Annotated in this window: 21 protein-coding genes and 1 pseudogene; 10 read left to right on the top strand and 12 right to left on the bottom strand. The window is 47.3% G+C overall.

Going from position 1 to position 26,591, the window contains the following annotated elements; genetic code table 11:
- Nucleotides 1-5 precede the first annotated feature (5 nt).
- The 3 genes from I2494_RS09725 to I2494_RS09715 form a co-directional block, all read right to left on the bottom strand.
- On the bottom strand, nt 6-911 hold the full coding sequence (locus tag I2494_RS09725; RefSeq protein WP_228350914.1) for a PHP domain-containing protein: 906 nt from the start codon (nt 909-911) through the stop codon (nt 6-8).
- A 206-nt stretch (nt 912-1,117) separates the two neighbouring features.
- Nucleotides 1,118-1,762 carry a hypothetical protein gene (locus tag I2494_RS09720; RefSeq protein ID WP_218466651.1) on the bottom strand — a complete coding sequence of 215 codons (645 nt, stop codon included), beginning with the start codon at nt 1,760-1,762 and terminating at the stop codon, nt 1,118-1,120.
- Between the two features lie 16 nt (nt 1,763-1,778).
- Entirely contained in the window at nt 1,779-2,975 is a 1,197-nt protein-coding gene (locus I2494_RS09715; protein WP_228350913.1) for a BaiN/RdsA family NAD(P)/FAD-dependent oxidoreductase, read from the bottom strand.
- 276 nt (nt 2,976-3,251) lie between these two features.
- On the opposite strand from I2494_RS09715, the gene pitA reads away from it, so the two are divergent.
- The 4 genes from pitA to I2494_RS09695 all read left to right on the top strand — a co-directional run bounded on the left by pitA (nt 3,252) and on the right by I2494_RS09695 (nt 7,767).
- Complete coding sequence (gene pitA, locus I2494_RS09710) at nt 3,252-4,742, top strand: inorganic phosphate transporter PitA (RefSeq protein WP_218466650.1); 1,491 nt, start codon at nt 3,252-3,254, stop codon at nt 4,740-4,742.
- Nucleotides 4,743-5,029: 287 nt separating this feature from the next.
- Nucleotides 5,030-5,461, top strand: coding sequence for a universal stress protein UspA (gene uspA, locus I2494_RS09705; protein ID WP_130593255.1), 432 nt, complete (start codon nt 5,030-5,032; stop codon nt 5,459-5,461).
- Between the two features lie 488 nt (nt 5,462-5,949).
- Nucleotides 5,950-7,293, top strand: coding sequence for an NADP-specific glutamate dehydrogenase (gene gdhA, locus I2494_RS09700; protein ID WP_130593256.1), 1,344 nt, complete (start codon nt 5,950-5,952; stop codon nt 7,291-7,293).
- 72 nt (nt 7,294-7,365) lie between these two features.
- A complete protein-coding gene (locus I2494_RS09695; protein ID WP_218466649.1) occupies nt 7,366-7,767 on the top strand; it encodes a hypothetical protein in 402 nt (133 codons plus the stop codon).
- 500 nt (nt 7,768-8,267) lie between these two features.
- On the opposite strand, the gene rsmJ is transcribed toward I2494_RS09695, so the two are convergent.
- From rsmJ to I2494_RS09660, 7 genes are all read right to left on the bottom strand, one after another.
- A complete protein-coding gene (gene rsmJ, locus I2494_RS09690; protein ID WP_218466648.1) occupies nt 8,268-9,014 on the bottom strand; it encodes a 16S rRNA (guanine(1516)-N(2))-methyltransferase RsmJ in 747 nt (248 codons plus the stop codon).
- A gap of 8 nt (nt 9,015-9,022) precedes the next feature.
- Complete coding sequence (gene prlC, locus I2494_RS09685) at nt 9,023-11,065, bottom strand: oligopeptidase A (RefSeq protein WP_218466647.1); 2,043 nt, start codon at nt 11,063-11,065, stop codon at nt 9,023-9,025.
- Nucleotides 11,066-11,472: 407 nt separating this feature from the next.
- The gene (locus I2494_RS09680) at nt 11,473-12,666 is read right to left on the bottom strand and encodes a 3-hydroxybenzoate 6-monooxygenase (protein ID WP_130593260.1); all 1,194 of its coding nucleotides are present in this window, start codon (nt 12,664-12,666) and stop codon (nt 11,473-11,475) included.
- A 50-nt stretch (nt 12,667-12,716) separates the two neighbouring features.
- Nucleotides 12,717-13,361, bottom strand: a complete 645-nt coding sequence (maiA, locus tag I2494_RS09675; RefSeq protein ID WP_218466646.1) for a maleylacetoacetate isomerase — start codon at nt 13,359-13,361, stop codon at nt 12,717-12,719.
- Between the two features lie 21 nt (nt 13,362-13,382).
- Nucleotides 13,383-14,084, bottom strand: a complete 702-nt coding sequence (locus I2494_RS09670; protein ID WP_130593262.1) for a fumarylacetoacetate hydrolase family protein — start codon at nt 14,082-14,084, stop codon at nt 13,383-13,385.
- A gap of 73 nt (nt 14,085-14,157) precedes the next feature.
- Complete coding sequence (gene gtdA, locus I2494_RS09665; RefSeq protein ID WP_218466645.1) at nt 14,158-15,195, bottom strand: gentisate 1,2-dioxygenase; 1,038 nt, start codon at nt 15,193-15,195, stop codon at nt 14,158-14,160.
- 48 nt (nt 15,196-15,243) lie between these two features.
- The gene (locus I2494_RS09660; protein ID WP_218466644.1) at nt 15,244-16,593 is read right to left on the bottom strand and encodes an MFS transporter; all 1,350 of its coding nucleotides are present in this window, start codon (nt 16,591-16,593) and stop codon (nt 15,244-15,246) included.
- 134 nt (nt 16,594-16,727) lie between these two features.
- On the opposite strand from I2494_RS09660, the pseudogene I2494_RS09655 reads away from it, so the two are divergent.
- The 6 genes and pseudogenes from I2494_RS09655 (at nt 16,728) to kdgK (ending at nt 23,234) form a co-directional block, all read left to right on the top strand.
- Nucleotides 16,728-17,679: pseudogene (locus tag I2494_RS09655) on the top strand (LysR family transcriptional regulator).
- Nucleotides 17,680-17,843: 164 nt separating this feature from the next.
- Complete coding sequence (locus I2494_RS09650) at nt 17,844-18,686, top strand: 23S rRNA (adenine(2030)-N(6))-methyltransferase RlmJ (protein ID WP_218466643.1); 843 nt, start codon at nt 17,844-17,846, stop codon at nt 18,684-18,686.
- Nucleotides 18,687-18,725: 39 nt separating this feature from the next.
- On the top strand, nt 18,726-19,511 hold the full coding sequence (locus I2494_RS09645) for a hypothetical protein (protein ID WP_218466642.1): 786 nt from the start codon (nt 18,726-18,728) through the stop codon (nt 19,509-19,511).
- A gap of 95 nt (nt 19,512-19,606) precedes the next feature.
- Complete coding sequence (gorA, locus tag I2494_RS09640; protein ID WP_218466641.1) at nt 19,607-20,959, top strand: glutathione-disulfide reductase; 1,353 nt, start codon at nt 19,607-19,609, stop codon at nt 20,957-20,959.
- A gap of 227 nt (nt 20,960-21,186) precedes the next feature.
- Nucleotides 21,187-22,125, top strand: coding sequence for an inner membrane protein YhjD (gene yhjD / locus I2494_RS09635; RefSeq protein WP_218466640.1), 939 nt, complete (start codon nt 21,187-21,189; stop codon nt 22,123-22,125).
- Nucleotides 22,126-22,301: 176 nt separating this feature from the next.
- Nucleotides 22,302-23,234: a 2-dehydro-3-deoxygluconokinase gene (gene kdgK / locus I2494_RS09630; RefSeq protein WP_218466639.1), complete on the top strand. Its 933-nt coding sequence runs from the start codon at nt 22,302-22,304 to the stop codon at nt 23,232-23,234.
- A 69-nt stretch (nt 23,235-23,303) separates the two neighbouring features.
- Here kdgK and I2494_RS09625 read toward each other — a convergent pair whose 3' ends face one another.
- Nucleotides 23,304-24,743 (bottom strand): M16 family metallopeptidase, encoded by a 1,440-nt coding sequence (locus tag I2494_RS09625; RefSeq protein ID WP_218466638.1) that lies wholly within the window; start codon nt 24,741-24,743, stop codon nt 23,304-23,306.
- A gap of 434 nt (nt 24,744-25,177) precedes the next feature.
- Nucleotides 25,178-26,458 carry a dicarboxylate/amino acid:cation symporter gene (locus I2494_RS09620; RefSeq protein WP_218466637.1) on the bottom strand — a complete coding sequence of 427 codons (1,281 nt, stop codon included), beginning with the start codon at nt 26,456-26,458 and terminating at the stop codon, nt 25,178-25,180.
- Nucleotides 26,459-26,591 lie beyond the last annotated feature (133 nt).

Below are 26,591 nucleotides of genomic sequence, written 5' to 3'. Positions count from 1 at the left end.
TAAGACTATGCCGTCACGGTATCCGTAAACCGGCGAATCGCTGCCAGTTGGCTGGCGTTATAACCACACTGCCCTACTTCAATTTTTGGCTTATTATGTCCATGGAAGTCGCTTCCGCAGGTTACATGAAGATTTTGCTTCAAGGCAAAATCATACAACCATGCTTCCAGCTCTGGTGAGTGGTAGCTGGAGAATACCTCGATACCCATTACGCCAACCTTTTGCATGTCAGTGAGCACTTCCTGATACTGCTGCTTAATATTGGCACCGATATGAGCGATAACCGGGGTGCCGCCATTACTGCGGATCACATCTACCATCTGTTCCATCGCCGGATAGCTCACCGGGATATAGCAGGGACGGCCTGCGCCAAAGAAGTCCCAGAAAAAATTGATTAATGGCATATCCGAACGTGAACCACCAGAGCGGTAAGGATGCAACAATGGGTTATTTTTATTGCGATCGTCCGCCAGAATTACTTCAGCCATCTGCTCTTCTTGTGGAACTCGCTCACCGGCAAGTTCGGCCAGTGCATTCTCATCAACAATAAAACCATAATGACGTAGTGCCTCTATCTTTTTCGGCGCCAGCTTTCGCTGCAACTCACTAAAATTGCGGTGTATCTGCGAGAAATCATCACTGGGTGTAAAACCATATCCCAGCAAATGATAATTTCGCCCGTCAAAGGTACAGTCGATTTCAATACCGGATATGGTTCGTAGAGCGCTATCTGCTAAAGCGCTGGCCTCTGCAACGGAGCTGGCAGAGTTATGGTCAGTTACCGCCAGCATAGTAATGCCATGCGCCTTACAGCGGGATATCAGTTCTGCCACGGGCAAATCTGCATCATCGCTGTAGTTTGAATGCATATGAAGATCGATCTTTTCCAGATTTTCCAGATTTTCCATCATGAATAATAACTCCTGAATAACGCCGGAACGGGCATGATCCACGCCCTATAACCTGGCTAAATATTATTCTGAAAAATAGCATATCAATATGAAATGAAAAGCAGGGAATATTGACTAAAAGGTGGATTAAACACGGGGGTGTTTTCTGTGGTTACCGCTGTTGTTAACAGTCAGTAAGAAATAAATTGAGAGTGATAATTAAGATATTACTTATTCTCATATTTAAAATAATCTTCTAAGGCTTTCACTATAGATTCTTGATACATAATCCACGCTTTCCTGGCATTCTGATTCATTTCAATTTCTCTCCTTGCTTCTCTGTAAAGTACATCAAGATCGGATGTACAAAAGTCGATATTGAAATATGACTTCGTTGTTAAGTATTCGACCTTATTATCACTTATCCTCCATCCGTACTTTTGCAGAAACGGAGCAAATTGTTTCCAACGTTTGTTACAACGAACGGCGTTGGCCTCCAAAAGATTATCTATAATGGTAGGATTTTCTAAAAATGCATTAAGCAATTGCGCTCGAGCATTCATACCTTCGCTCTCGCAAACCAGGGAAAGTAACTTTATATAATCACCTTCAGTCAGGAAAGAACCCATCTCATCACCACATCCAACGCAACATACCTCAATAAGGTTGTTGAAAGTATTATTCTCCTTCTGTTCAACCTCATCCTCAGGATAGGCCACAACCCAGCCATCATCCCCATACCCATGACGACGTAACGCGTATGTCACTAATTGATCAACGTTTCTTCTACTAGTTATTGCACTTAACGCGTCCCTGAATTCGGGCAAATTGGGTTCAACTTCGAAATAATTATCATGTTTCACTATCTGCATAACATTCTCAATGAACCTATCGATTCCCCAACGCCTGTGCACAAGCCCAGGCCGAACTCCACGCCCACTGGAAGTTATATCCTCCCAGCCAACCGGTAACATCCACGACTTCACCAATAAAATAGAGTCCGGGCACCTGAGCTGACTCCATGGTTTTGGATGACAATGCTTTGGTATCGACACCGCCCAAGGTGACTTCGGCGGTACGATAACCTTCTGTACCGTTAGGCTGAATTTGCCATTGCTGCAACGTATCAGATAATTGCTGTTGCTGAGGGGCAGAAAGCTGCTTTAGTGTCACGTCAGGCACTTTATTTAAGGTTTGCAGACTTTCTACCAGACGTTTAGGCAGGTGACGTGCCAGGGTGTTTTTCAGGCTCTGATTTGGATGTTCTGCACGTTCTGCATTCAGGAAGGTCTCCAGATCTAAATCCGGCAGTAAATTAATGGTGATTGACTCGCCGGGTTGCCAGTAACTGGAAATTTGCAGTATTGCCGGGCCGGATAGGCCGCGATGGGTAAACAGCAGACTCTCTTTAAAACTAACACCGTTTTCTGCCGTTACACTTACCGGTACCGCAACGCCAGACAGCGTTTGCAACACTTCCAGCAACGGTTTATGTAACGTCACCGGAACCAGACCTGCACGGGTTGGGAACAAGTTAATGCCAAACTGTTCCGCTATTTTATAACCAAAAGGCGTTGCCCCCAGTCCGGGCATAGACAAGCCACCGCTGGCGATAACTAAAGACCTGGCCTGAATATTTGTCGTAGATAAGTTAATCAGAAAACCCTGTTCATTACGTTCAACGCTAAGTACTTCACTACGCATACGTAAATCAACATTTCCCTGCTGGCACTCTTTCATCAGCAGATTAACAATATCTTCGGCTGAGTTATCACAAAACAGCTGCCCCAGCGTCTTCTCGTGGTAAGCGATGCCATGACGCGATACCAGTTCAATAAAATCCCATTGGGTATAGCGTGCCAGTGCTGATTTACAGAAATGTGGATTATGGGAAAGGTAAGCCGTATGGTCAGCATACATATTGGTAAAGTTGCAGCGGCCTCCGCCGGACATCAATATTTTTCGCCCCGGCTTTTTGCCATTATCCACTAACAGGACATTAAGCCCCTGCTGTCCGGCCTGAGCCGCACAAAACAGCCCGGCAGCTCCGGCACCAATAATCACTACGTCCGCTTGTTCAACCACAAAAACCTCTGAAATTTCGGTCCGCTGACCGCACGACTTCCTATTTTGTGCCAGAATTGTATTCATCATCCAGGGTTCTAGCCAGCAGAATAGATTTTACTGGCGTGGCAAAAATATTTTTAGTTCATGACTTATCTCATTAATAACAATTAGTTAAATTTGTAAATACATGTAAACGGGTGCGCAGAATCGAAAAAAAAGTTAATTTTTTCTTTGCCGATAAGCTAATTGTGCTGATAATGCGCCGGTCTACCTCCATTACTGACAGTAAGGTTTATGCTAAACATATTTGCTGGACTAGAAATTCATACTGCCCTAATGCTGGGTCTCGCATTACTGTTTGTTCTGTTTTATGAAGCTATCAATGGCTTTCACGATACAGCAAACGCAGTAGCCACCGTTATTTATACCCGCGCCATGCGCGAACAGCTTGCTGTTGTGATGGCGGGTGTTTTCAACTTTCTTGGTGTTGTGCTTGGCGGATTAAGCGTTGCTTACGCCATCGTACACCTGCTGCCAACAGATTTGTTGCTTAACATCAGTTCAACCCATGGCCTTGCCATGATGTTCTCGGTGCTATTAGCGGCCATTATCTGGAACCTTGGAACCTGGTATTTTGGTATTCCAGCCTCCAGTTCACATACGCTTATTGGTTCCATTATCGGTGTTGGTTTAACTAACGCTATCGTGACAGACTCTTCTATCGTTGATGCACTAAACCTGCCGAAAATGATTCAGATTTTCCTGTCACTGATTCTGTCACCGCTGGTTGGTTTGATTCTGGCCGGTGCCATGATCTTTGTTTTACGTCGCTTCTGGAGCGGTAGCAAGAAACGCCAACGTATTCACCTAACCCCTGCTGAACGTGAAAAGAAAGATGGTAAACGTAAGCCACCATTCTGGACTCGTATCATGCTGATCCTATCAGCCATTGGGGTAAGCTTCTCCCACGGCGCCAACGACGGTCAGAAAGGCATTGGTTTACTGATGCTGGTACTTATCGGCGTGGCCCCGGCAGGTTTCGTGGTGGATATGAGTGCTAATGGTTATGAGATTTCCCGTACCCGCGATGCCTTGGGTCATCTGGAACAGTATTATCAAAATCACCGTGAGGCCATCCCTCACATCGTAGGGCAGAACAGTACCGATCCTCTGCCAGCCATGAGCACCTCCACAGAATACCACTGCGATAACTCCCGGGCGTTGGTTGCTATTGGCCATTCACAGCAGATGCTGAATGGGCTGGATAACTACGATCAATTGGCTCCGGAACAGCGTGGTCAGCTACGTCGCTTGTTATTATGTGTTGCCGATACCGCCGCTAAAGTAAACAAGCTACCTGAAACGACCTCTCAGGATAAGCGTTACATTAAAGAACTTCGCGAAGACGTGCTGGTTACCGTTGAGTATGCGCCTATCTGGATTATCGTTTCTGTCGCATTAGCGCTGGCTCTGGGTACCATGGTGGGCTGGAGACGCGTAGCCGTCACTATCGGTGAGAAAATTGGTAAGAAAGGCATGACTTATGCGCAGGGTGTTTCTGCACAGTTGACTGCTGCGCTGTCTATCGGCGTTGCCAGCTACACCGGGATGCCAGTTTCTACCACACAGGTTCTCTCTTCTGCCGTAGCCGGTACCATGTTGGTTGATGGCGGTGGCGTGCAAAGTAAGACAGTTAAGAATATTTTCCTGGCCTGGGCTCTGACCCTTCCTGTTGCAGTTCTTCTTTCCGGTAGCCTGTACTGGATTGCTCTGAAACTGATTTAACAGGTTCAGGAATCATGAATAAAAAACCCCGTCGTGTGATAAACACCGCGGGGTTTTTTATTACCTGAAGCTTCACGACCTCACATTATGAAGCTTTCGGCAAAATCGACAGTAGCCAAGCGCCTATCGTTATTTTATAGTCAATAAGATGATGATTCTCCGTAGGAATCGATATCAAGACTATTTGGCGATAAAAGCGTGCATCATGTGATCGGTATACCACTTTAGATAGGTATATTGAGCTATTATTAATTCAAGTTAACGGATCTTACAGAAGGAGTCATCCTATGTCATATAAACACATTCTGATTGCAGTTGACCTATCTCCGGAAAGCAGCGTACTGGTTGAAAAAGCGGTCTCTATGGCTAAGCCATACAACGCGAAAGTTTCTCTGATTCACGTAGATGTCAATTACTCCGATCTGTATACCGGACTGATCGACGTCAATATGGGTGATATGCAAAAACGCATCTCTGAAGAAACGCATAACGCGCTAACCGAGCTGGCAAACAATGCCGGTTACCCTATCACTGAAACCCTCAGCGGCAGTGGCGATCTGGGTCAGGTACTGGTTGATGCAATTAAAAAGTATGATATGGATCTCGTACTGTGTGGGCACCATCAGGATTTCTGGAGCAAGTTGATGTCTTCTGCTCGTCAGCTAATTAATACCGTCCATATTGATATGCTGATTGTTCCTTTACGGGAAGAAGAATAACGCATCACATAAACAACTCAACGCCCGCCCCCTGCGGGCGTTTCTTTATTCAAATGATTTAATAATTAGCCCGTATGCAATAAAGCTTATCTTATAAATAAGCATATTTATCCTTTCATCAACACCACTTTTTCACTTGCAGATAAATATACTGTCCTTTTGAATTATGTTACTTCAGATAACTGCTTTAATAGAGTATTCCCCTATTATTCAATTTATAACCCCCTTTGAAATCATGTAATTATCATGTTTTCAATATATTGAGATTAGTTTTGTTACTTATTGAATTTCCATAATTATTGGCTCTAATAATTTTTAGCATAAATATAAATAATATTAATTCCCCTTAAAAAACGGCTTGCCTTATCACTATTAGTTAGTGTTATATTCGGAAAGAACATACATCACATCATGAAGCCCGCAATATTCACTTTTCTGAATAGCGTTTTTTCGTGGAAAAAATAAAAAAGACATAGGAAATAGCATCAATGAATCATTACTCCACTGTGGACGATTTTCTCGTCATGCTCCAAAAACGCGATGGCCACCAACCAGAATTTCTGCAGGCGGTTCGCGAAGTATTCACTTCTCTCTGGCCTTTTTTAAAAGAAAACCCTCGTTATACCGAGCAGGGTTTGCTGGAACGTTTAGTTGAGCCAGAGCGCGTAATTCAGTTTCGCGTTTCATGGGTAAATGACAAAGGTGAAGTTCAGGTTAACCGTGCATGGCGAGTACAATTTAGCTCCGCTATTGGGCCATTTAAGGGTGGTATGCGTTTTCATCCATCGGTTAACTTGTCTATTCTGAAGTTTTTAGGTTTTGAACAAACCTTTAAAAATGCGCTGACGACTCTGCCAATGGGCGGCGGTAAAGGCGGTTCAGACTTCGATCCAAAAGGTAAAAGCAACGCTGAAATCATGCGTTTTTGCCAGGCACTGATGACCGAGCTTTATCGTCATTTGGGTTCTGACACTGACGTGCCGGCCGGTGATATCGGCGTGGGCGGTCGTGAAGTTGGCTATATGGCCGGTATGATGAAAAAACTGTCGAATAACACCGCCTGCGTGTTTACCGGCAAAGGCCTTTCATTCGGCGGTAGCCTGATTCGTCCTGAAGCTACTGGCTATGGGTTGGTTTACTTTACTCAGGCCATGTTAAAACGTCACGGCTCTGGTTTTGAAGGCCAGCGTGTTTCTGTTTCAGGCTCTGGTAATGTAGCTCAGTACACCATTGAAAAAGCCATGGAACTGGGTGCCCGAGTGATTACCGCATCAGATTCTGCCGGCTCTATTGTCGATGAAGAAGGCTTCACTACCGATAAACTGGCTCACCTGATTGATATTAAAAACAGCCGCTATGGCCGTATCAAAGACTATGCTAACGAGCGCGGTTTAACCTATCTGGAAGGCCAGCGTCCCTGGGGCGTTCCGGTAGATATCGCTCTGCCATGTGCCACTCAGAACGAGCTGGAGCTGGCTGATGCCAAACTGCTGATCCAAAACGGCGTGAAGGCCGTTGCAGAAGGCGCTAACATGCCAACTACCATTGATGCCACTGAAGCGCTAATGGCAGCTAACGTACTGTTTGCTCCGGGCAAAGCGGCTAACGCAGGCGGCGTTGCCACTTCGGGTCTGGAAATGGCGCAAAACGCCGGTCGCGTTAGCTGGAGAGCAGAGAAAGTTGATTTACGTCTGCAACACATCATGCACGATATTCATGAAGCCTGTGTTAATTATGGCGGCGAAAAAGCCCAAACTGACTATGTCAGCGGCGCAAATATTGCCGGTTTTGTGAAAGTGGCTGATGCCATGTTAGGACAAGGCGTGTTATAACAATACTCTGAGGCGGCTGCGCACCCGCGTGGTCGCCGTACTGTTATCGCAGTACTACAAGAGGAAATGCTGATGACTAAAGCCAGGCGTAACCATTTAAGACTTGTCGTTGATAACACCCGCAATAATCCTCCCACAACTCAACGGGAACCGATTCAAACCAGACGTTTTACCGCTGAACAATTGGTCGCACAAACCACGGATACCCCTGCCGATCATTTCTCTTTGCTGAAAGCAGCAGCAGCCAGAGAAAAAACCTTAACCCAGATGAAAGTGCAGGAAGAACTACAGTCCCGCCTGAAAAAACTCAAAACAGACCACCCTGATATCGACATTACCCTGCCGCTGGATCAACAAAGCGAAGAACACCGTAAGTTAATGATTGAACGTTTCCCTCACTATTTTAACGGTGGGGCCTTTGTTTATTGGGAGGATATGGAGGAGTTGATATTTCTGGAGCCGGATGAGGACTGAGTTTTTGTTTTAGTGGTGGTTTTCGTATCGGTAATTGAGGATATTCCGGCCGTAAAGAGGATGTTGCTCATATCACCATTGTGCTCGGCCGGAAGGACATCAATACTTAAGTCAGGAGTGCGTTGGGCCTAGTCCGCCCAGGGGCGCTCCGGCAGCTAAAGCTGCTACGACCCCAACGGCGGCCTCTCCCAACGATTAACGTCGGCAGTTATACAACGTAGGCTATCTAATCAATTAGCCAATAAAGTTTTTATGAATTACTACAGTTAAAGTATTTACCAAAGCCCATCGGAGGGAGAGGCGGGCGTGGGGGTCGACTTGGCGTAAGCCAACGACAAACAGGCTTTCGCCTGTTTGAACAGCGCTAGCGCTGGCCCGACGCACTCCGAAGCTAAGTACAGATTGTCTCCCGGCCGGGCACGTTGGTCATATGCTCATATTGTCATTACGGCCGGAATATTCTCAAATGTCCATTTAAACAACCACCAGCCCAGCGCCAGCTATAACGTCACATACATATCAAACCGGTGGCTCTTGGTATTAATCGACGCCTGCGGTTTAGCGTTTGCCAATGGCGGAGCATAATCCGGGCGTTTTACCACCACGCGTTTTTTTGCCAATTGGCAGGCAGGTTCCAGCAAACCATCAGCATCCAGATCTTCCCCCACCAGCGACTGGAACACTCTCATTTCCTTTTTCACCAACGCACTTTTTTGTCGATGAGGAAACATCGGATCAAGATAAACCACATCAGGAGCGGGTTGAATTGAAGATAATGCCGTCAGGCTGGAAGCATGCAGCAGCGTCAGGCGCTGTTGTAACCAACCGCCTATTTCAGCGTCAGCATAAGTGCGCTGTAAGCCGTCATCCAGCAATGCCGCCACTACCGGATTACGCTCCAGCATTCGCACCTTGCAGCCCACAGAGGCTAATACAAAGGCATCACGACCTAAACCTGCGGTGGCATCCACCACGTCAGGCAGATAGTCTCCTTTGATACCCACTGCTTTTGCTACTGCTTCGCCACGGCCTCCACCGAACTTACGTCGATGAGCCATCGCTCCGGCAACGAAATCAACGTAAATAGCACCCAGTTTAGGTTCATCACGCTTACGTAATTCAAGACGCTCTGGCGTTAACACCAGCGCCATAATAGCCTGCTCGTCGGATACCAACTCCCAACGTTCAGCTAAAAGTGATAAGGCGCCGGAATCGGCGCCTGCTTCACAGATTAAACACACTGACACGAGAGACGTTATCCCTTTATGCCGTAATGGCGCAGCATGGCATCAAGCTCTGGCGCACGACCACGGAAATTCTTGAACAGCGTCATCGGCTCATCAGAACCACCCTGAGACAATATGTTGTCCAGGAAAGACTGACCGGTTGTAGCGTTGAAAATACCTTCTTCTTCAAAGCGGGAGAAGGCATCAGCAGACAATACTTCAGCCCACAGATAGCTGTAATAACCTGCGGCATAACCACCGGCAAAGATATGACTAAACGCATGCGGGAAGCGACCCCAGCTTGGAGAAGGCATTACCGCTACCAGCTTTTTCACTTCTGCCAGAGTTTCCATAATTTGGGCACCCTTCTGCGGCTGATACTCATAATGTAAACGGAAATCAAACAGACCAAATTCTAACTGACGCAGAATAAACAACGCCGCCTGATAGTTTTTCGCTGCCAGCATTTTATCTAACATTTCCTGCGGCAGAGGTTCGCCGGTTTGATAATGACCGGAGATAAAGGCTAATGCCTCAGGCTGCCAGCACCAGTTTTCCATAAACTGACTTGGTAACTCGACCGCATCCCATGGAACACCATTAATACCGGAAACGCCCGCGGTATCAATCTTCGTCAGCATATGGTGAATGCCGTGGCCAAACTCATGGAACAGCGTAGTCACTTCATCATGAGTAAACAGAGCAGGCTTATCACCAACCGGACGGTTAAAGTTACAGGTCAGGTATGCTACTGGTTTTTGCAGATGACCATCGGCGTAGCGCAGGCTGGTGACGCAGTCATCCATCCAGGCACCGCCACGTTTATGTTCACGGGCATACAGATCCAGATAGAAACTACCACGCAATTCACCGCTGGCATCAAACAGATCAAAGAAACGAACTTCAGGGCTCCAGAAATCAACGTCTTTACGCTCTTTCGCCGTCATACCAAATACGCGTTTCAGCACCTCAAACAACCCCTGCATAACCCGTGCTTCCGGGAAGTAAGGTCTCAGTTGCTCATCGCTGATAGAGTAAAGGTGTTGCTTCTGTTTCTCGCTGTAATAGCTGATATCCCAAGGCTCAAGCTCGGTTTTACCAAAATGCGTTTTGGCAAATGCACGCAGATCCGCCAGCTCTTTCTCACCCTGTGGACGTGCGCGTTTGGCTAAATCATTCAGGAAATCCAGCACCTGCTGCGGGTTCTCTGCCATTTTGGTTGCCAGAGATTTATCGGCATAGCTGTTAAAGCCCAGCAGTTGCGCCAACTCATAACGCAATGCCAATAGCTCTTCAATAATTTGGGTGTTATCCCATTTACCGGCATTTGGCCCTTGATCCGAGGCGCGAGTGCTAAATGCCTGATACATTTCATGGCGCAGCTCGCGGTTATCACCGTAAGTCATTACCGGCAGATAGCTTGGGATATCTAATGTCAGCAACCAGCCGTCCTGATCTTTGGCTTTTGCCATTTCACGGGCAGCATCCATAGCGCTTTCAGGTAAACCCGCCAGCTCCGCCGGATCGGTAATCAGTTTGCTCCAACCCATGGTGGCGTCCAGCACGTTGTTGCTGTAGGTAGAACCAAGCTCAGACAGACGGGAAACAATCTCGCCGTAACGCTTCTGTTTCTCTGCATCCAGACCAATACCGGATAACTCGAAATCACGCAGAGCATTATCTACTGATTTTTTCTGTGCTTTGGTCAGGCGATTAAATGCCTCACCCTGCTTCAGATTGCGGTATGCCTGATACAGACCTTCATGTTGGCCAACCCAGGTACCGTACTCAGACAGCAGAGGTAAACATTGCTCATAGACCTGACGCAGTTCCGGACTATTTTTAACCGAATTCAGATGACTAACCGGTGACCAGATTTGCCCTAACCGATCGTCAACTTCCGCCAGCGGCTGGCATAAATTATCCCAGGTGAACGGGCCCGGCTGCGCGACCACTTTTTCCACCGCAGCACGGCAATCATCAAGGGCTGCTTTAATGGCAGAAACAACATCATCAGGAGTAATAGCAGAAAATGGGGGAAGCCCCTGGAAAGTTAACAATGGGTTAGTCATAAAAAACAGTCCTTAAATTTGGCGATAAAACTAACATGAGGACTATTATGGTCGAATTCAATGGCTGGCGATACTAATCCTAATAATAGATATTCTCTTTTGTCACTTATTGGAATTAGAAAATCAGGGTTCTATTCTGTCACTTTCTCTGGCTTGATGACAAATCTAATAAATCAGCTCCTGAGAATATTCCGACCGTAACAACACAGGCTTATATCTGCATGGGTAACGGTCGGTAAATCGTCTGTACGCAGCTACGGAGCGCGTTGGGCCTGGCCGGGTTAGGGGCAGTTATGAAACACCTTGCGGGCCAGCGCGAGCCAAGTCGCCCCCAACACCCGTCCCTCCCAACGATTAGCTATTTAAGGTACAAAACCAAACTGTCTAGTTTTATCACTCTCTGAAAATTATCGAGGTAGCAAACAGTTATCTTCTTTCCAGCCATACAGCCAGTCCAGCGCTTTGTAGTAATCCTGCTGGGTTTTACCCTTCCACAGCAGATTACGCACCTGACGCTCAACACCTTTGGCATGATAGAGTCGTCCCATCTCACGAGTAGACCAGACAATGCGCGCAGTACGAGGTATACGTACTTCCTGATACAGTTTGAATGCTTCCACCGCATCACCATCACAGGCTTTAATCGCCTCACCCAGTGTTACCGCATCTTCCAGCGCCATACAGGCTCCCTGAGCCATATACTGCGCCACCGGATGCGCCGCATCGCCCAATAGCGTTACCCGACCAGTACCCCAAGACTCAACCGGCTCACGATCTGCCGTGGCCCAGCGACGCCATGAAGTGGGTTTATCCAGCATTTGACGAGGGCGTGGATGAATCCCTTCAAAGTAAGACATCACTTCTTCTTTACTGCCGTCGGTAACGCCCCATTCTTCTTGCTGACGACTATGGAACGTCACCACCAGGTTGTATTGGGAACCACCACGCAACGGATAGTGCACCAGATGGCAGTGGGGGCCGCCCCACAATACCGGCGCATTGATACGCAGATCTTCCGGCATATCGTCGCGATCGATAACCGCACGATACACCACATGCCCGGTTACTCTTGGTTTGTCATCCAGCGTAGAGGCGCGAACAATGGATTTACCACCGTCACAGCCAATCAATACGTCCGCTTTATAGCTGTTGCCCTGTTCGTCGATAACTTCCACATCATTCTGATTAATATTGATTTTTACTACTTTAGTCGCAGTACGATAACTCACTAAAGGGTTCTTCAACGCCGCCTGCCAGACAGTGTCATGAATATCTACCCGGTGGATAACCGCATAAGGGCCGCCAAAGTGATCGCGGAACTCTTTGCCGGTATCGATATGCACCACTTCGTTGGCATCTACAGCATCCATCAATGAGATATGATCGGTAAATACCGCTCGTTCACGGGCAACCTGACCCACACCCAGGCTATCCAATGCAGAGAAGGCGTTTGGCCCCAGCTGAATACCAGCACCAATTTCGCCAATTTCAACCGCTTGTTCCAGTAACAGGACTTTAATACCTACTTTCGCCAGTGATAATGCAGCCGCTGCGCCGCCGATCCCACCACCAACAATAATGGCACTTTGAGTTTTGCTCATGATTCGCTCCTTCTTATAAATATCTGTTTATGGCAAATACATGTGATACATCAGGCCGGAATAACGTCAGGCTGATTTTCCGGTGCTGCGGCAATAAATGCCGGTAAGGTATTACAATGTTGATAGATACGCTGGCAGCGCGGGTAATCAGACAGATCGCACCCCATTCTCAGTGCATTAGCCCACTGAGGAATAAGACAGCAATCCGCTAATGTCACCTGCTCACCAACGCAATAGTTTCCGGAGTTGCTCTGCTCCAGTAAGCGTTCTACCGCGCTTAGTCCCACCTTGATCCAGTGGGCATACCAGCTCTTTTTCTGACTTTCACTCACCTGTAACTCATCGGTCAGATAGCGCAAAATACGCATGTTGTTAACCGGATGAATATCACAGGCAATAGCCAATGCGATTTCCAACACCTGAGCACGCAAGTTTGCTTCCTGTGGTAACAATAGCGGTGCCGGAAAACGCCGATCCAGATAATCAATAATCGCCAGCGACTGCCCAATGGAATCACCGCTATCGTCAATCAGCGTAGGTACCACGCCAACCGGGTTATGCTGTAAATATTCCGCATGGTACTGCTCTCCCGCACGGATATTGACGCCTTCCGTTTGGTAATCAATGCCTTTCAGCGCCAGAGCAATACGAACCCGGTAAGAGGCGGAACTATTAAAAAAACTGAATAGTTTCATTGAGTAGTCTCTCTTATGCGCTTAAATGATAGTCACAGTCAGGTCGGTTAATCCTTCAACACCACAGGTTATCGTATCCCCTTTAACCACCGGGCCGACCCCTTCTGGCGTACCGGTATAAATCAAATCGCCAGGTTGTAATTCAAAGAAGGCTGACAGATAACTGATGGTTTCTGCTACTGACCAAATCAGGAAATCAATGCCGCTACGCTGGTGGTCTTCACCGTTCACTTGCAGCCAGATTGCCGCTTTGCTGACATCAGCACAGTTAGCTACCGGATGAATCGGTGAAATAGGTGCTGAGTAGTCAAACGCTTTACCAATTTCCCACGGCCGACCCATTTTGCGCATCTCCATTTGACGATCGCGGCGAGTCATATCCAGTCCGGTGGCATAGCCATAAACATGTTCCAGTGCTTTCTCTACCGGAATATCTTTACCCCCCTTGCCAATAGCCGCAACTAACTCAATTTCATAATGATAGTTTTCAGTCTGCGCCGGATAAGCCAGCTTCAGGGTTTCACCCGCATTAACCGGGATTACCGCATCCGTTGGTTTACAGAAAAAGAACGGTGGCTCACGATCCGGATCGAATCCCATTTCTCTTGCATGGGCAGCATAGTTACGCCCTACACAGTAAACACGACGAACCGGAAAAAGCTCATCAGAACCGACAACGGGAACGGCTACCTGAGGTGCCGGAGAGAAAACAAACTTGCTCATAACTAAATTCCTTAATCAGAGATCAAAATGGTTTTTAGCGCGGTGGGTTTATCCCACCTGCGCGGGTATCTTTTTAGCCACGGGACTCACGAAACAGGCCCAATGCTTCTTGTACCGGACGGTCAGAAAAGCTAAACAGCACGGTGTCTGACTGAGTTTCAAAGCTCACCGCTTGCCAGGTTGGCACCACAAAAATATCTTTTGGCGTAAAGCTGAAGCTTTCGCTACCGATGGTGACGCGGCCTTCTCCTTCCACCACGTGATAAATCGTGCTGTCAGTGGAGCGGCTGCTCTGTCCTTTAAATCCTTTCGGCAGTAATTGCATAAAGGTTGCCATAGTTGGCATTGGGTGACCGCCGTTGGCTGGATTGACGTAACGCAGTTTGAATCCTTCACACTCATCCGGATCGCCATTACGACTTAACTGATCCAGCGCTTCACGACTGCGGTCGTAACGGTAGTTAAAGATTGGCGATGAATTACCAGACTGATAGCGTACCGGCAGCATATTGGCAGCGTAGCGCGGTAAATAATCGCCCATTGGACGCGTTACTGGCTGTTGCTCTTCCGGATAGTTTTCAGCAAATGCACAGCCCAGATAGTTGACTAACGGCAAGTCCAGACCATCCAGCCAGACGACTGGCTCAGAACCCGGATTACCGTGGTCATGCCAGCGCCACTGTGGGGTAAGGATAAAGTCACCGGCATGCATCATGGTGCGTTCGCCATCAACGGCGGTAAATGCCCCTTCACCTTCCACAATAAAACGTAAAGCAGACTGAGTATGACGGTGGCTTGGTGCAACCTCGCCCGGCATAATTAACTGTAATCCGGCATACAGCGATGAAGTAATAGATGCTTTACCCGTCAGCGCCGGGTTTTCTAACACCAGCACCCGACGAACCGCTTCACGGGCACCAATCAACTCACCGCTTCTCATCAGAAAAGGACGGATATCCTGATAGCGCCACAGGGCAGCAACGGCTGGCGTATGCGGCGTTGGTGGTACTAACTGATGTAATGATTCCCAGAGAGGAGAGAGGTTCAGGCCAGCAATCTCCTGATAGAAACTCTCCCTGCGGCTTGGTGCGGTTGCATGAATCTCGTACATAATCGACTCCTTTATATTTATCATTCAGTGAGTAATCACAAATCTGTTTTATTCGCTCAGTACGGTGATGCGCGGGGCAACAATTGGCGTATGGCGGTGTTGAAAACGTAAGGCGACCAGTGCCAGAGTGGCAACCACCGCCGGTAGAGAGATAACGACGAACATGGTGCTGAAGGAGATATTCCACGACAGCATCAGACCACCGCTGAGGGAGCCAAAAATGGCACCACAGCGACCGATAGCATTGGACCAGCTCACACCGGTTGCCCGACACTGTGTTGGATAGAGCGCTGCTGACAACGCATTCAAACCAACCTGAGAACCGCTGATACCGATGCCCGTTCCCAGTACTGCCAGCGACATGGCCAACAGTGAACCTTCCGATACGCTGATTAATACAATAAACACGGCACCCATGGCGTAGCTGCCCGCCAGCGTCCAGTAAGGATTAAAGCGATCCATCATGCCGATCAGAATAGCGCCGGCAGTTCCTCCCACCTGGAAGGCCGTGGTGACCCATGCTGCATGCTGTAAATCAACCCCACCGCTGTTAAGCATGGTTGGTAGCCAGCTCGACAGTGAGTAGATAATCAACAGACTCATAAAGAACACGCTCCACAACAGCAAGGTTGTTGGCAGGACTTCACGAGTAAACAGCGCGACAACAGCTCCTTTTTCCGCTGGTTTTTCATCCAAATGGAAATGAACATCGTCATAGTTTTTACCGGTGATTTTTTTCAGCACTTCTGCAACCTTTTCAGGTTGATACTGCTTCAATACCCGATAACGAGGTGATTCCGGTAACGCCTTCCACAGCACCACACACAGTGCTAATGGCATCACGCCCCCCAGAATCAAAATGCCTTCCCAGCCGATATGGGGAACCCATTGGGCGCTAACCACACCGCCCAGTGCTGAACCCAGCGTAAAACCGCAGAACATCAGGGTCACCAGACCCGCTCGCCGCCGGGCTGGTACAAACTCCGATGTCAGGGTGATCGCATTCGGCATGGCGCCTCCGAGTCCTAATCCCGTCAGGAAACGCAGTATTGTCAGGGTGTTCATATCGGTCGCGAACGCGGACAGCACGCTCATCAGGCCGAAAAAGGCCACACTGAACTGCATAATGTTCTTGCGGCCGAATCGATCGGCCATTGGACCAAATATCAAAGCGCCTAAGGTCAGGCCAAACAAACCTGCACCAAACAGCGGTGCCAGATGGGCGGCATCCAGTTGCCATTGCTGGCGGATAGCCGGTGCGATAAATCCAATTGATGCGGTATCAAACCCGTCAAGGGTCACTACCAGAAAACAGCAAGCCAAAACCCGCCACTGGTAGGCCGAAACGGGCGCAGCATCAATCACCTCCTGAACCGTCATGCTACGTGTTAGTGTCATCTTATTGCCTCATGGTTGTAGGGTACTTTTATCGTTTTTGTGATGTATGTTGCTATTTTGTTAATACTATGAGACTGCGAGATGTGAAAAGATAATGGTATTTCGACCCTGGCTATAACCCGGAGGTTATACCTATGAGTGACTGGACGCAGAAACTGAAAGTGCAACACCTCAGATTGCTTGTCTGTATTGGCGAACAGGGTAATTTGAGTAAAGTGGCAGAGATTATGAATATCACTCAACCAGCCTTGTCTAAATGGCTAAGCTCACTGGAGGAGGATATCGGGCTGATACTGTTTGAACGACACAGTAAAGGGCTACGCCCTTCAGAAGGCGGGCGGCTGATGCTGGAACATGCCCGACGTTTGCTTAACGACCTCGAGCGCTCACGGGAAGATATCGAACAGTTCAAATTGGGTGCTCAGGGTAGCCTGCTGATTGGTTGTTCACCGGTCGCTACTGATTGCGTTTCTCTGGCTTTGCTCTCGCTAATTAAGGATTATCCCAACGTTCACGTTCAGGTAGTAGAAAACGTGATGACGCCTTTGCTGCAAAGTCTGATTTCCGGCAAAGTTGATGTCGTTGTTGGCCGGGCGGGTGGGTGGAAAAGCATTGCAGTTACCGCTTAATTACCGAGTGCTATATACCGAACCCGTGTGCTTTGTTGGTCGTTGTAATCATCCGCTGGCAACCAGAGATAAGATCAGTTGGCAGGATCTGCTGGAGTATCGCTGGATTGTCTGGCCCACGGGTACCCCTATTCGCGTGAGTATTGATAATGCATTGGTAGATCAGGGGGTGATGTTACCGGAGAATTATCTGGAATCCTCTTCCATGAGCGTTACCGTAAATATGGTACAGGCCAGCGATATTGTATCGATTTTGTCATGGCGTCTGGCTCAACGTTATGTAGAAAAAGGTCAGTTAGCCATGTTACCCCTGCCACGTATCGAACAAAAAGGCAGCGTTGGCGTATTCTGGCGTAAAGATAATGCACCATCTGATGCACTGCTGCGCTTCTTAGCCCATTTAACCAGCACCTCTGCCGAACCGGAAAGCGCAGACAACCACAATGTCCAACAATGATTTTCACTTTTTATCAGTCAGACAGTTTATACTGGTCGCCATAACGCAACATATCCCTTCATTCGGCCAGAATTTTAGCCCGTATGTTGCGCAGACGATAAATACCTTGTTGGCCACCACATCTGGTGGTGGCTCGGGTCAATCACAGGAATGTATAAGACACCATGTTAAGCTATCGCCACAGTTTCCATGCCGGTAACCATGCCGACGTTGTGAAGCACACCGTTCAAAGCCTGATAATTGAAGCGCTCAAAGAGAAAGAGAAACCTTTTCTGTATCTTGATACCCATGCCGGTGCCGGGCGCTATTTTTTAGGTAGTGAGCATGCGGAAAAGACCGGTGAATATCTGGAAGGTATCGCCCGGATCTGGCAACGGGACGATATGCCCGTTGAGCTTGAGGCTTATATGTCCGCGGTTAATGCCTATAACAAAGGCGGTTACCTGAAATATTATCCAGGTTCACCCTTGATTGCCCGTCACCTGCTCAGAGAGCAAGACCAACTGCATATGACAGAGCTGCACCCGACGGATTCCCCACTGTTACGCCATGAATTTCTTAAAGACGACCGCAGTAAAGTTTTACGTGCTGACGGTTACCAACAGCTCAAATCCCAGCTTCCTCCCCAATATCGTCGCGGATTTATTCTGATCGACCCGCCTTATGAGCTCAAAACTGACTATCAGGCGGTAGTTCAGGGGATTCAGGAAGGCTATAAACGCTTTGCTACCGGCGTGTATGCGCTATGGTATCCGGTGGTACTGCGTCAGCAAATCAAACGTATGGTTAAAGAGCTGGAAGAGACGGGTATTCGACGCATCCTACAAATCGAGCTGGCGGTTCAACCAGACAGCGATCGTCGCGGTATGACCGCATCAGGTATGATTGTGATCAATCCCCCCTGGAAACTGGAACAGCAAATGAGTACCGTTTTACCATGGCTGCATCGTGTTCTGGTACCTGAGGGTATTGGCCATACCAAAGTTAGCTGGATTACACCGGAGTAAACACGCATTGGACGGTTGTAGTAAGAGTTGAGAATGGTTATGAAAAGAAATACGTTAGTCGGTATCAGCCTTTCTGTGATCGCTATCGTGATTTTAGCCGGTTGGTTGATTTGGCAATTTTTATTTCCTGTACCTGTTGCTAAATGGGTTTTTTATGGTGAAAAACCCTCTGAACTTCGCGGTTACATCTACCCTGCGGCCAAAAACAGTATTGATGGCAAACTTGAACCCAAGCCTGACATTCCTGATGGCGATGGCGCTCTGCTCACTCTGTGGTCAGATACCAAACGCTGTACCTTAACGGTAAAATCCGGTCGGGAAAACATCAGTGTGACACGTTTTCGGGAGAGTACGCCTGAAACGGTACAGGTAGAGTATGTTAATGAAGATGGTGCACCTACCGCACTGTATGTTCAACTCGATGCTGGTGTCAGTTTTTGGACTTACCCTGATCCGAATATGGTCAATGATTTCATTGGCTGGAAGTTTGATAATTTGGCAGGTCAGGCACTTCCCGTTCGTTTTCGCACCGGGGCTTTGATAATAAAAATCATCGATGGTACCCAATACAAACGCCAAACTAACGGGCACTGGCTGTATGAGAAACATCAAAATGGGATAGTGTTGGAATCTAAGGAGTTCAACACATTGCCAGTGACAAATTCAGAGCAGAACCACCAGGCTGAACTGAAATTAATCGGTAAAGCGAACCAATGGCTGAGTGAAACGTTACAAGATTTATCAGATACCTTATCGGTTCCCATTCCCGATCAATGGTTAAGCACCAATAGTGACCCCTGTCAGTCAGTGAATACTGATATGTAAACGTAGAGCCGACGTTCGGGGGGCTTTTATTCTCCATCGGGTTGTGAGAACCTTTCTCAATCCCCTCTTAGCTATAGAGAGAAGCAGACAATATCATGACTAAACATTACGACTATCTTGCTATCGGCGGTGGTAGCGGCGGAATCGCTTCTATTAACCGTGCAGCCTCTTACGGAAAAAAATGTGCCATTATTGAAGCCAAATACCTCGGCGGTACCTGCGTAAACGTGGGTTGTGTACCGAAGAAAGTGATGTGGCATGCAGCACAAATCGCCGAAGCCATTCATCTGTATGGCCCGGACTATGGTTTTGATACGACGGTAAATCATTTCGACTGGAAAAAGCTGATCGAAAGCCGTACGGCTTATATTGACCGTATCCACCAGTCTTACGACCGCGTATTGGGTAATAACAAAGTTGATGTTATTCATGGCTTTGCCCGCTTTGTCGATGCCCATACCGTTGAAGTCAATGGGGAAAAAATTACTGCTGACCATATTCTGATTGCTACCGGCGGTCGCCCTTCAGTGCCTTCTATTCCAGGTGCAGAATACGGCATTAACTCTGACGGCTTCTTTGCTCTGGACGAAATGCCGAAGCGCGTAGCGGTTATTGGCGCTGGTTATATTGCGGTAGAAATTGCTGGTGTACTGAATGGCTTAGGGGTTGATGCCCATCTGTTCGTGCGTAAGCATGCTCCGCTGCGTACTTTCGATCCAATGATTGTAGAGACCCTGCTGGAAGTGATGGCGGCGGAAGGCCCTTCGCTACACACTCAGGCCATCCCTAAAGCTATCGTCAAAAATGCTGATGGTACCTTAACCCTGACGCTGGAAGATGGCACAGAGCACGTAACAGACTGTCTGATTTGGGCTATTGGCCGTGAGCCGGCAACAGATAACATTAATCTGGCTGCGGCTGGCGTTAAAACCAATGAGAAAGGTTATATTCCGGTTGATAAATTCCAGAATACTAACGTTCCGGGTATCTATGCCGTTGGTGATAACACCGGTGCCGTTGAGCTCACCCCGGTTGCGGTTGCCGCAGGTCGCCGTTTATCTGAGCGTTTGTTTAACAACAAGCCAGATGAACATTTGGATTACTCGAATATTCCTACTGTGGTATTCAGTCACCCACCTATTGGCACTATCGGTCTGACAGAAGGTCAGGCTCGTGAACAGTATGGTGATGACCAGGTGAAAGTGTATAAATCCTCCTTCACTGCGATGTATACCGCGGTAACGTCTCACCGTCAGCCATGCCGTATGAAGCTGGTATGCGCCGGCAAAGAAGAGAAAGTCGTTGGTATCCATGGTATCGGCTTCGGTATGGATGAGATCCTACAGGGCTTCGCGGTTGCCGTTAAAATGGGCGCAACCAAGAAAGACTTTGATAACACCGTTGCTATCCACCCAACAGCAGCAGAAGAGTTTGTTACTATGCGTTAATCGCCTTGTGATAAATTCATCGAAACCCGAATATTCCCGCAATATTCGGGTTTTTTATTGCCTGATCGATGATAAATGTCTAACTCACCGATTCACTATTACCACTTCATTATCCGGTCGTTTTATCCCGATTTTTGTCGATATATATAAACTTTGCTATTATCAATCAGATAACAGCAAACACGACGATCGCCTCAGCCAACTGAATCTATATAAAGAACTTCCTGATGAATAACGCGGTAAAAACAGCCACACGGCTGGTAGACAGAATTAAAGCCATCCCGGCCATCGCACACTTGCTGCGTGCGACTGAACGCTTTAACGATCGTCTAGGAAGCCAGTTTGGCGCTGCAATTACTTATTTCTCTTTTCTGTCATTGATCCCGATTCTGATGGTCTCTTTTGCCGCCGCCGGTTTTGTGTTGGCCTCCAACCCTGAACTGCTGGCTGAGCTGATTAATAAAATCGTCACCAGTGTTTCTGATCCTAATCTGGCAACCACGCTGGAGAATACGGTCAATACGGCGATCCGTCAGCGTACTACCGTGGGTTTAACCGGTCTGCTGGTCGCGCTCTACTCGGGTATCAGTTGGATGGGCAACTTACGCGAAGCCATTCGGGCACAAAGCCGGGATGTCTGGGAACGTAATCCGGCGGAAGAAGATAAATTTTACTTTCGCTATATTAAAGACTTCATCTCTCTGACAGGATTGGTGATTGCACTCATCGTTACTATTTCTCTCACTTCTGTTGCCGGTTCGGCTCAACAAGTGATTGTTAATGCATTAGGACTGGGAGACATCACTTGGCTCAGACCGGCTTTAACGCTGATCGCCCTGACGGTTTCCATTACCGCTAACTACTTTATGTTCCTGTGGATATTCTGGATGTTGCCAAAACAGCGCCCTAATCTTAAGGCGTTATTAAAGGGAACGCTGCTGGCAGCTATTGGTTTTGAAGTGATCAAGTTCATCATGACCATTACCTTACCGCAGTTAGCAAAATCCCCTTCCGGTGCGGCTTTTGGCTCAATTATTGGTTTACTGGCATTCTTCTACTTCTTCGCCCGGTTAACCTTATTCTGCGCAGCCTGGATTGCCACTGCGCAGGAAAACCAAAAGAAACCTGACGTCAGTGACCGCCAAACGCCATCATCATCGATATAGTAGATTATTGACTGCTTAGCTTTTTACGATATCACCAAAGTCAGTACGCTCGTTTTTACTAAAAAAGCGTTACCCCAAAATTATTGAAACAATGTTTTATTTTTTCTTGACTATCCACCGCTAAGTTATAAAACTAATCCCAATAACCAATAAAATTAAGACTGGGATGCCACACCATGACCACTAAAAGAATTGCCGTTATTGGCGAATGCATGATCGAACTCTCTGAAAAAGAAAATAATGTCAGCCGTGGATTTGGCGGAGATACCCTGAATACCTCTGTATATATCGCCCGTCAGGTACCAGAAGATAAACTGGCAGTACACTACGTCACCGCTCTGGGGACTGATGTTTTCAGCGATCAAATGCTAACCACCTGGCAAAAAGAGAAGGTTAAAACCGACTTAATTCAGCAGTTGGATGACAAAATGCCGGGGCTCTATTACATCGAAACTGATGACACCGGTGAGCGTAAATTCTATTACTGGCGTAATGATGCCGCTGCACGTTATTGGCTGACTCGCGATAAGTCGGATGAAATTTGCCAAAAGCTGACGCATTTCGACTATATCTATCTGAGTGGAATCAGTGTGGCAATCCTTAATCCGGAAAGCCGTCAGAAACTCATCACCCTGCTGAAAGCCTGCCGCAGTAATGGGGGTAAAGTTATTTTTGATAACAACTATCGCCCACGTTTATGGCAGAGCCGTGAAGAGACACAACAGGTCTACCATGACGTGCTTTGCTGCACCGATATTGCCTTTCTGACTCTGGACGATGAAGATGCGCTTTGGGGCGAAGAGCCGTACGAAAACGTGATTACCCGCACTCAAGCGCTCGGCGTTAGCGAAATCATCATTAAGCGTGGAGCCGACTCCTGTATCGCCGCTACCGGTAACGATCGGGAAGAAGTCGCCGCGGTTAAGCTGGCGAAGGAGAAAGTCATCGATACTACTGCTGCCGGTGATTCTTTTAGCGCAGGCTACCTTGCCGTTCGTTTACAGGGGGGGAATATGATTGATGCCATTAAACGTGGCCACCTGACCGCCAGTACGGTTATTCAGTATCGTGGGGCGATTATTCCTCTGGATGCAATGCCAGCGGTCTGAGAAAAGATCCAGTAAAAAGCCCCGGTGCTGAATTTCAGCCCGGGGCTTTTCTTTTACTTATAATTCAAATCACTTAGCTTCTTCTGCCTTTGGCGTCATGATGGAATCCAATAAATCTGATAATACTTTAACATTCTCTTCAGGCTCACCGGCTGGCTGAGTCAGCACCATGGTCGGTTTAATCGTCAGTATTTGATGAATACGCGAATTCACATCCATCGTCGTCAGGCTGTTAAGAAACTTTTGATTCAGTTGCTGATAAGATTCCGGATCGACCGCAATAGAACCACTTTTTTGGATCAACAGGCGCTGATTCATAATCTCAGTGGTATCCGTCTTGGCATAAGTAGCAATCGCCTTGTCCAGTTGCTCTTTTTGCGCAGCAACTAAAGCTTTTAACTCGGCTTCGGTGATGCCTTCTTTATCCAGTTTCACCAGCTCGGTTCCCAACTGCTTAATGCTGTTTTTTAAAGCGGGTAACTGCACATCTAACGTCATATTGCATTTATAACGCTGAAACTGTACCTGACACTCAATATTCAGTGGGTCACCTTTTAGCACGGTACGCCCAAGCCTCTGGTTCAGACGATTTTTGATCATGTCATTGGCGATCATACTTAACCACTGGCGCTCCAGTGAAGCCGTTGTCACCACCGGATGCCATGGATCGTCCCATACCAGTTTAATCCGGTCTTTTGTCACACCCTGAGATGAGAAATTAACCGGGGTTGGCGGTAACGCGCTGAGCGCAGCAATGGTTGCCGGAGTCTCCCGCTTACCGGTTAGGCCACCAAAAGCTTTATTAATCTGATCGTTCAATACCCGACGGTCAACATTGCCCACCACATACAACGTCATTGCATCCGGGGTATACCATTTATTGTAGAACTCACCCAACTGTTCTGCAGTAGCGTCTGCAACGATGGTTTGTCCTGGCTCATGGCCCATTAACGGTGAATTTTTGATGCGATAACGCCACCATGCATCATTCAAACCGGATGGCAGCATGACCAAGGGGGAAGCAAACTCACTGCGAATAGCCTGAATTTGCTCACTGGTTGCCGTTGGGCGATTGACTGCATCAGATAACCAACTGAATGCTTCTTTTAATATTTCTGGTCGGTTATTTGGCAAGCTCAAATTGTAGCGAGTGTAATCGTAGGAAACTTCCACCAAATATTTTGGTTCAGCATCCGGCAAAATTTGAGGAAGCAGCGCCTGCATTTCAGCACTGCTAAAATGTTCAGTATATGAGGTTGCCAGACGCGGCAACAGATAGGAGAAACCGACTTGTGGAATACTCTCTTGCAGAGAACCGGCATTGATTTCTAAACGAACTTCAATTTTATCGCTGGGTCGATGTGGGGTAGCAAGGACTTGCCACTTAAATCCATTTTCTAACTTTCCTTCCTGCCATGCCGGATCGGCCTTTAATGGCTCTGCCTGAGCAGCTCCCGCCATTATCAACACCAATCCGCCTAAAGCGGACCACAAATACTTACTATGCATACTGAAACCTCATTTACTGCTTATATCAACCCGACAACATCATGTGGTTGTCTGACAGCTGATATTTGCATCCTTGTCGTTTTTGTTATTGAAAGAAGCAGGCTGTCGAGATGTCACTTAATGCTACTATCATTTAAATAATAAAACTGATGGCTAACTTGCAAATAGAGACATTATGCAGAGAATACCGCCAGCAGCAAGCCGTCGGAAGGAAATGAAGCAACGCTTGATTATAAAATAAACAATTTCGTTGCATATGAAATTATATCTGAGAAATGTTTTATTTCCACACAAGCTAAAGTTTAATCTCGCCTTATCCTATTCCAGGTCAATTTTAAGAACTAAAACAGATGCACTACGCATATTTCGCTTTCGCACAGATAAAAAAAATCCCCACCAGTGGGTGAGGATCTTTGATTGAAGTGAAGTATTAATCAGACAGCTGGAGTCGCTTTTTTAGAGCCCTGATTATTTAACTCTTCATGCAGTTTATCTTCGTCTATCTGACGGCACCATTTAGCAACAACCACAGTTGCTACACCATTACCAATCAGGTTAGTTAGCGCACGAGCTTCTGACATGAAGCGGTCGATACCCAGAATTAACGCCAATCCAGCCAGTGGTAAGTGACCCACCGCCGAGATAGTTGCAGCCAGTACAATAAAGCCACTGCCGGTTACCCCTGCGGCCCCTTTTGATGACAGCAGTAATACCACTAACAGCGTTATCTGATTGAGCACAGTCATCTCGGTATTTGTCGCCTGAGCGATAAATATCGCCGCCATGGTCAGGTAGATGGAGGTTCCGTCGAGGTTGAACGAATACCCCGTAGGAATAACCAACCCTACTACCGATTTCTGACAGCCCAAACGCTCCATTTTATCCAGCATTCTTGGTAACACTGACTCAGAAGAAGAAGTACCCAGAACGATCAGCAGTTCTTCTTTGATATAACGGATAAATTTGAAAATGCTGAACCCAAAGCCTTTGGCGATTGAACCAACAACAAACACGATAAACAGTACACAGGTGATATAGAAGCACAGAATTAACTGTCCTAACTGCACCAGAGAACCCACACCATATTTACCGATAGTAAAGGCCATTGCACCAAATGCCCCGATAGGTGCCAGACGCATGATCATGTTGATAATGCCAAAAATCACGCGGGAGAAGCTGTCAATAACGTTAAACACTAACTGACCTTTTTCACCCAGGCGATGCAGAGCAAAACCAAACAGCACGGCAAACAGTAATACCTGAAGAATGTTGCCACTGGCAAACGCCCCTATTGCGCTGCCTGGAATCACATCCAGTAAGAATGGAACGATACCTTGTGATTTAGCTGCGTCTGCGTAAGCGGCAACCGCGGTAGCATCCAGTTGAGAAGCATCAACGTTCATACCTGCGCCTGGTTTAATCACGTTTACCACGATCAAACCAATCAACAGGGCTAATGTACTCACGATTTCAAAATAGAGTAACGCGATGCCGCCGGTACGACCTACGGCCTTCATGCTCTCCATTCCGGCAATACCGGTCACAACGGTACAGAAGATGATCGGTGCGATAATCATTTTAATCAATTTGATAAAGCCATCACCTAACGGCTTCATTGATGCACCAATCTCAGGATAAAAATGCCCCAACAGTACCCCAACCGTTATTGCAATTAACACCTGAATATAGAGTGATTTGAAAATATTCAATTTCATGATGCTTTCCTTATTTTTATTAGCAACACGGTGTAGAGCGCTGGAAAATAACATCCAATTAACACTATGGATATTAATTTATTGATTAAACAATGGGGAAAAATCAGAAATATGAACTGGATCGCATCACAAC

Origin of the sequence: Limnobaculum allomyrinae (assembly GCF_016649425.1) — a bacterium.
In the GTDB taxonomy this organism is placed as follows: Bacteria; Pseudomonadota; Gammaproteobacteria; order Enterobacterales; family Enterobacteriaceae; genus Limnobaculum; species Limnobaculum allomyrinae.
The sequence above is the reverse complement of the archived record's forward strand: the minus strand, read 5'-3'. Positions and strand labels throughout refer to the sequence as shown.

Bases quoted from the DNA above. Each gene is read 5' to 3' on its own strand.
- kdgK (WP_218466639.1), top strand. From the start codon at position 22,302: ATGACCACTAAAAGAATTGCCGTTATTGGCGAATGCATGATCGAACTC.
- gdhA (WP_130593256.1), top strand. From the start codon at position 5,950: ATGAATCATTACTCCACTGTGGACGATTTTCTCGTCATGCTCCAAAAA.
- I2494_RS09660 (WP_218466644.1), bottom strand. From the start codon at position 16,593: ATGACACTAACACGTAGCATGACGGTTCAGGAGGTGATTGATGCTGCG.
- yhjD (WP_218466640.1), top strand. From the start codon at position 21,187: ATGAATAACGCGGTAAAAACAGCCACACGGCTGGTAGACAGAATTAAA.
- gorA (WP_218466641.1), top strand. From the start codon at position 19,607: ATGACTAAACATTACGACTATCTTGCTATCGGCGGTGGTAGCGGCGGA.
- pitA (WP_218466650.1), top strand. From the start codon at position 3,252: ATGCTAAACATATTTGCTGGACTAGAAATTCATACTGCCCTAATGCTG.
- I2494_RS09695 (WP_218466649.1), top strand. From the start codon at position 7,366: ATGACTAAAGCCAGGCGTAACCATTTAAGACTTGTCGTTGATAACACC.
- I2494_RS09725 (WP_228350914.1), bottom strand. From the start codon at position 911: ATGATGGAAAATCTGGAAAATCTGGAAAAGATCGATCTTCATATGCAT.
- uspA (WP_130593255.1), top strand. From the start codon at position 5,030: ATGTCATATAAACACATTCTGATTGCAGTTGACCTATCTCCGGAAAGC.
- I2494_RS09625 (WP_218466638.1), bottom strand. From the start codon at position 24,743: ATGCATAGTAAGTATTTGTGGTCCGCTTTAGGCGGATTGGTGTTGATA.
- I2494_RS09645 (WP_218466642.1), top strand. From the start codon at position 18,726: ATGAAAAGAAATACGTTAGTCGGTATCAGCCTTTCTGTGATCGCTATC.
- I2494_RS09670 (WP_130593262.1), bottom strand. From the start codon at position 14,084: ATGAGCAAGTTTGTTTTCTCTCCGGCACCTCAGGTAGCCGTTCCCGTT.
- gtdA (WP_218466645.1), bottom strand. From the start codon at position 15,195: ATGTACGAGATTCATGCAACCGCACCAAGCCGCAGGGAGAGTTTCTAT.
- maiA (WP_218466646.1), bottom strand. From the start codon at position 13,361: ATGAAACTATTCAGTTTTTTTAATAGTTCCGCCTCTTACCGGGTTCGT.
- I2494_RS09620 (WP_218466637.1), bottom strand. From the start codon at position 26,458: ATGAAATTGAATATTTTCAAATCACTCTATATTCAGGTGTTAATTGCA.
- I2494_RS09720 (WP_218466651.1), bottom strand. From the start codon at position 1,762: ATGCAGATAGTGAAACATGATAATTATTTCGAAGTTGAACCCAATTTG.
- I2494_RS09650 (WP_218466643.1), top strand. From the start codon at position 17,844: ATGTTAAGCTATCGCCACAGTTTCCATGCCGGTAACCATGCCGACGTT.
- I2494_RS09680 (WP_130593260.1), bottom strand. From the start codon at position 12,666: ATGAGCAAAACTCAAAGTGCCATTATTGTTGGTGGTGGGATCGGCGGC.
- prlC (WP_218466647.1), bottom strand. From the start codon at position 11,065: ATGACTAACCCATTGTTAACTTTCCAGGGGCTTCCCCCATTTTCTGCT.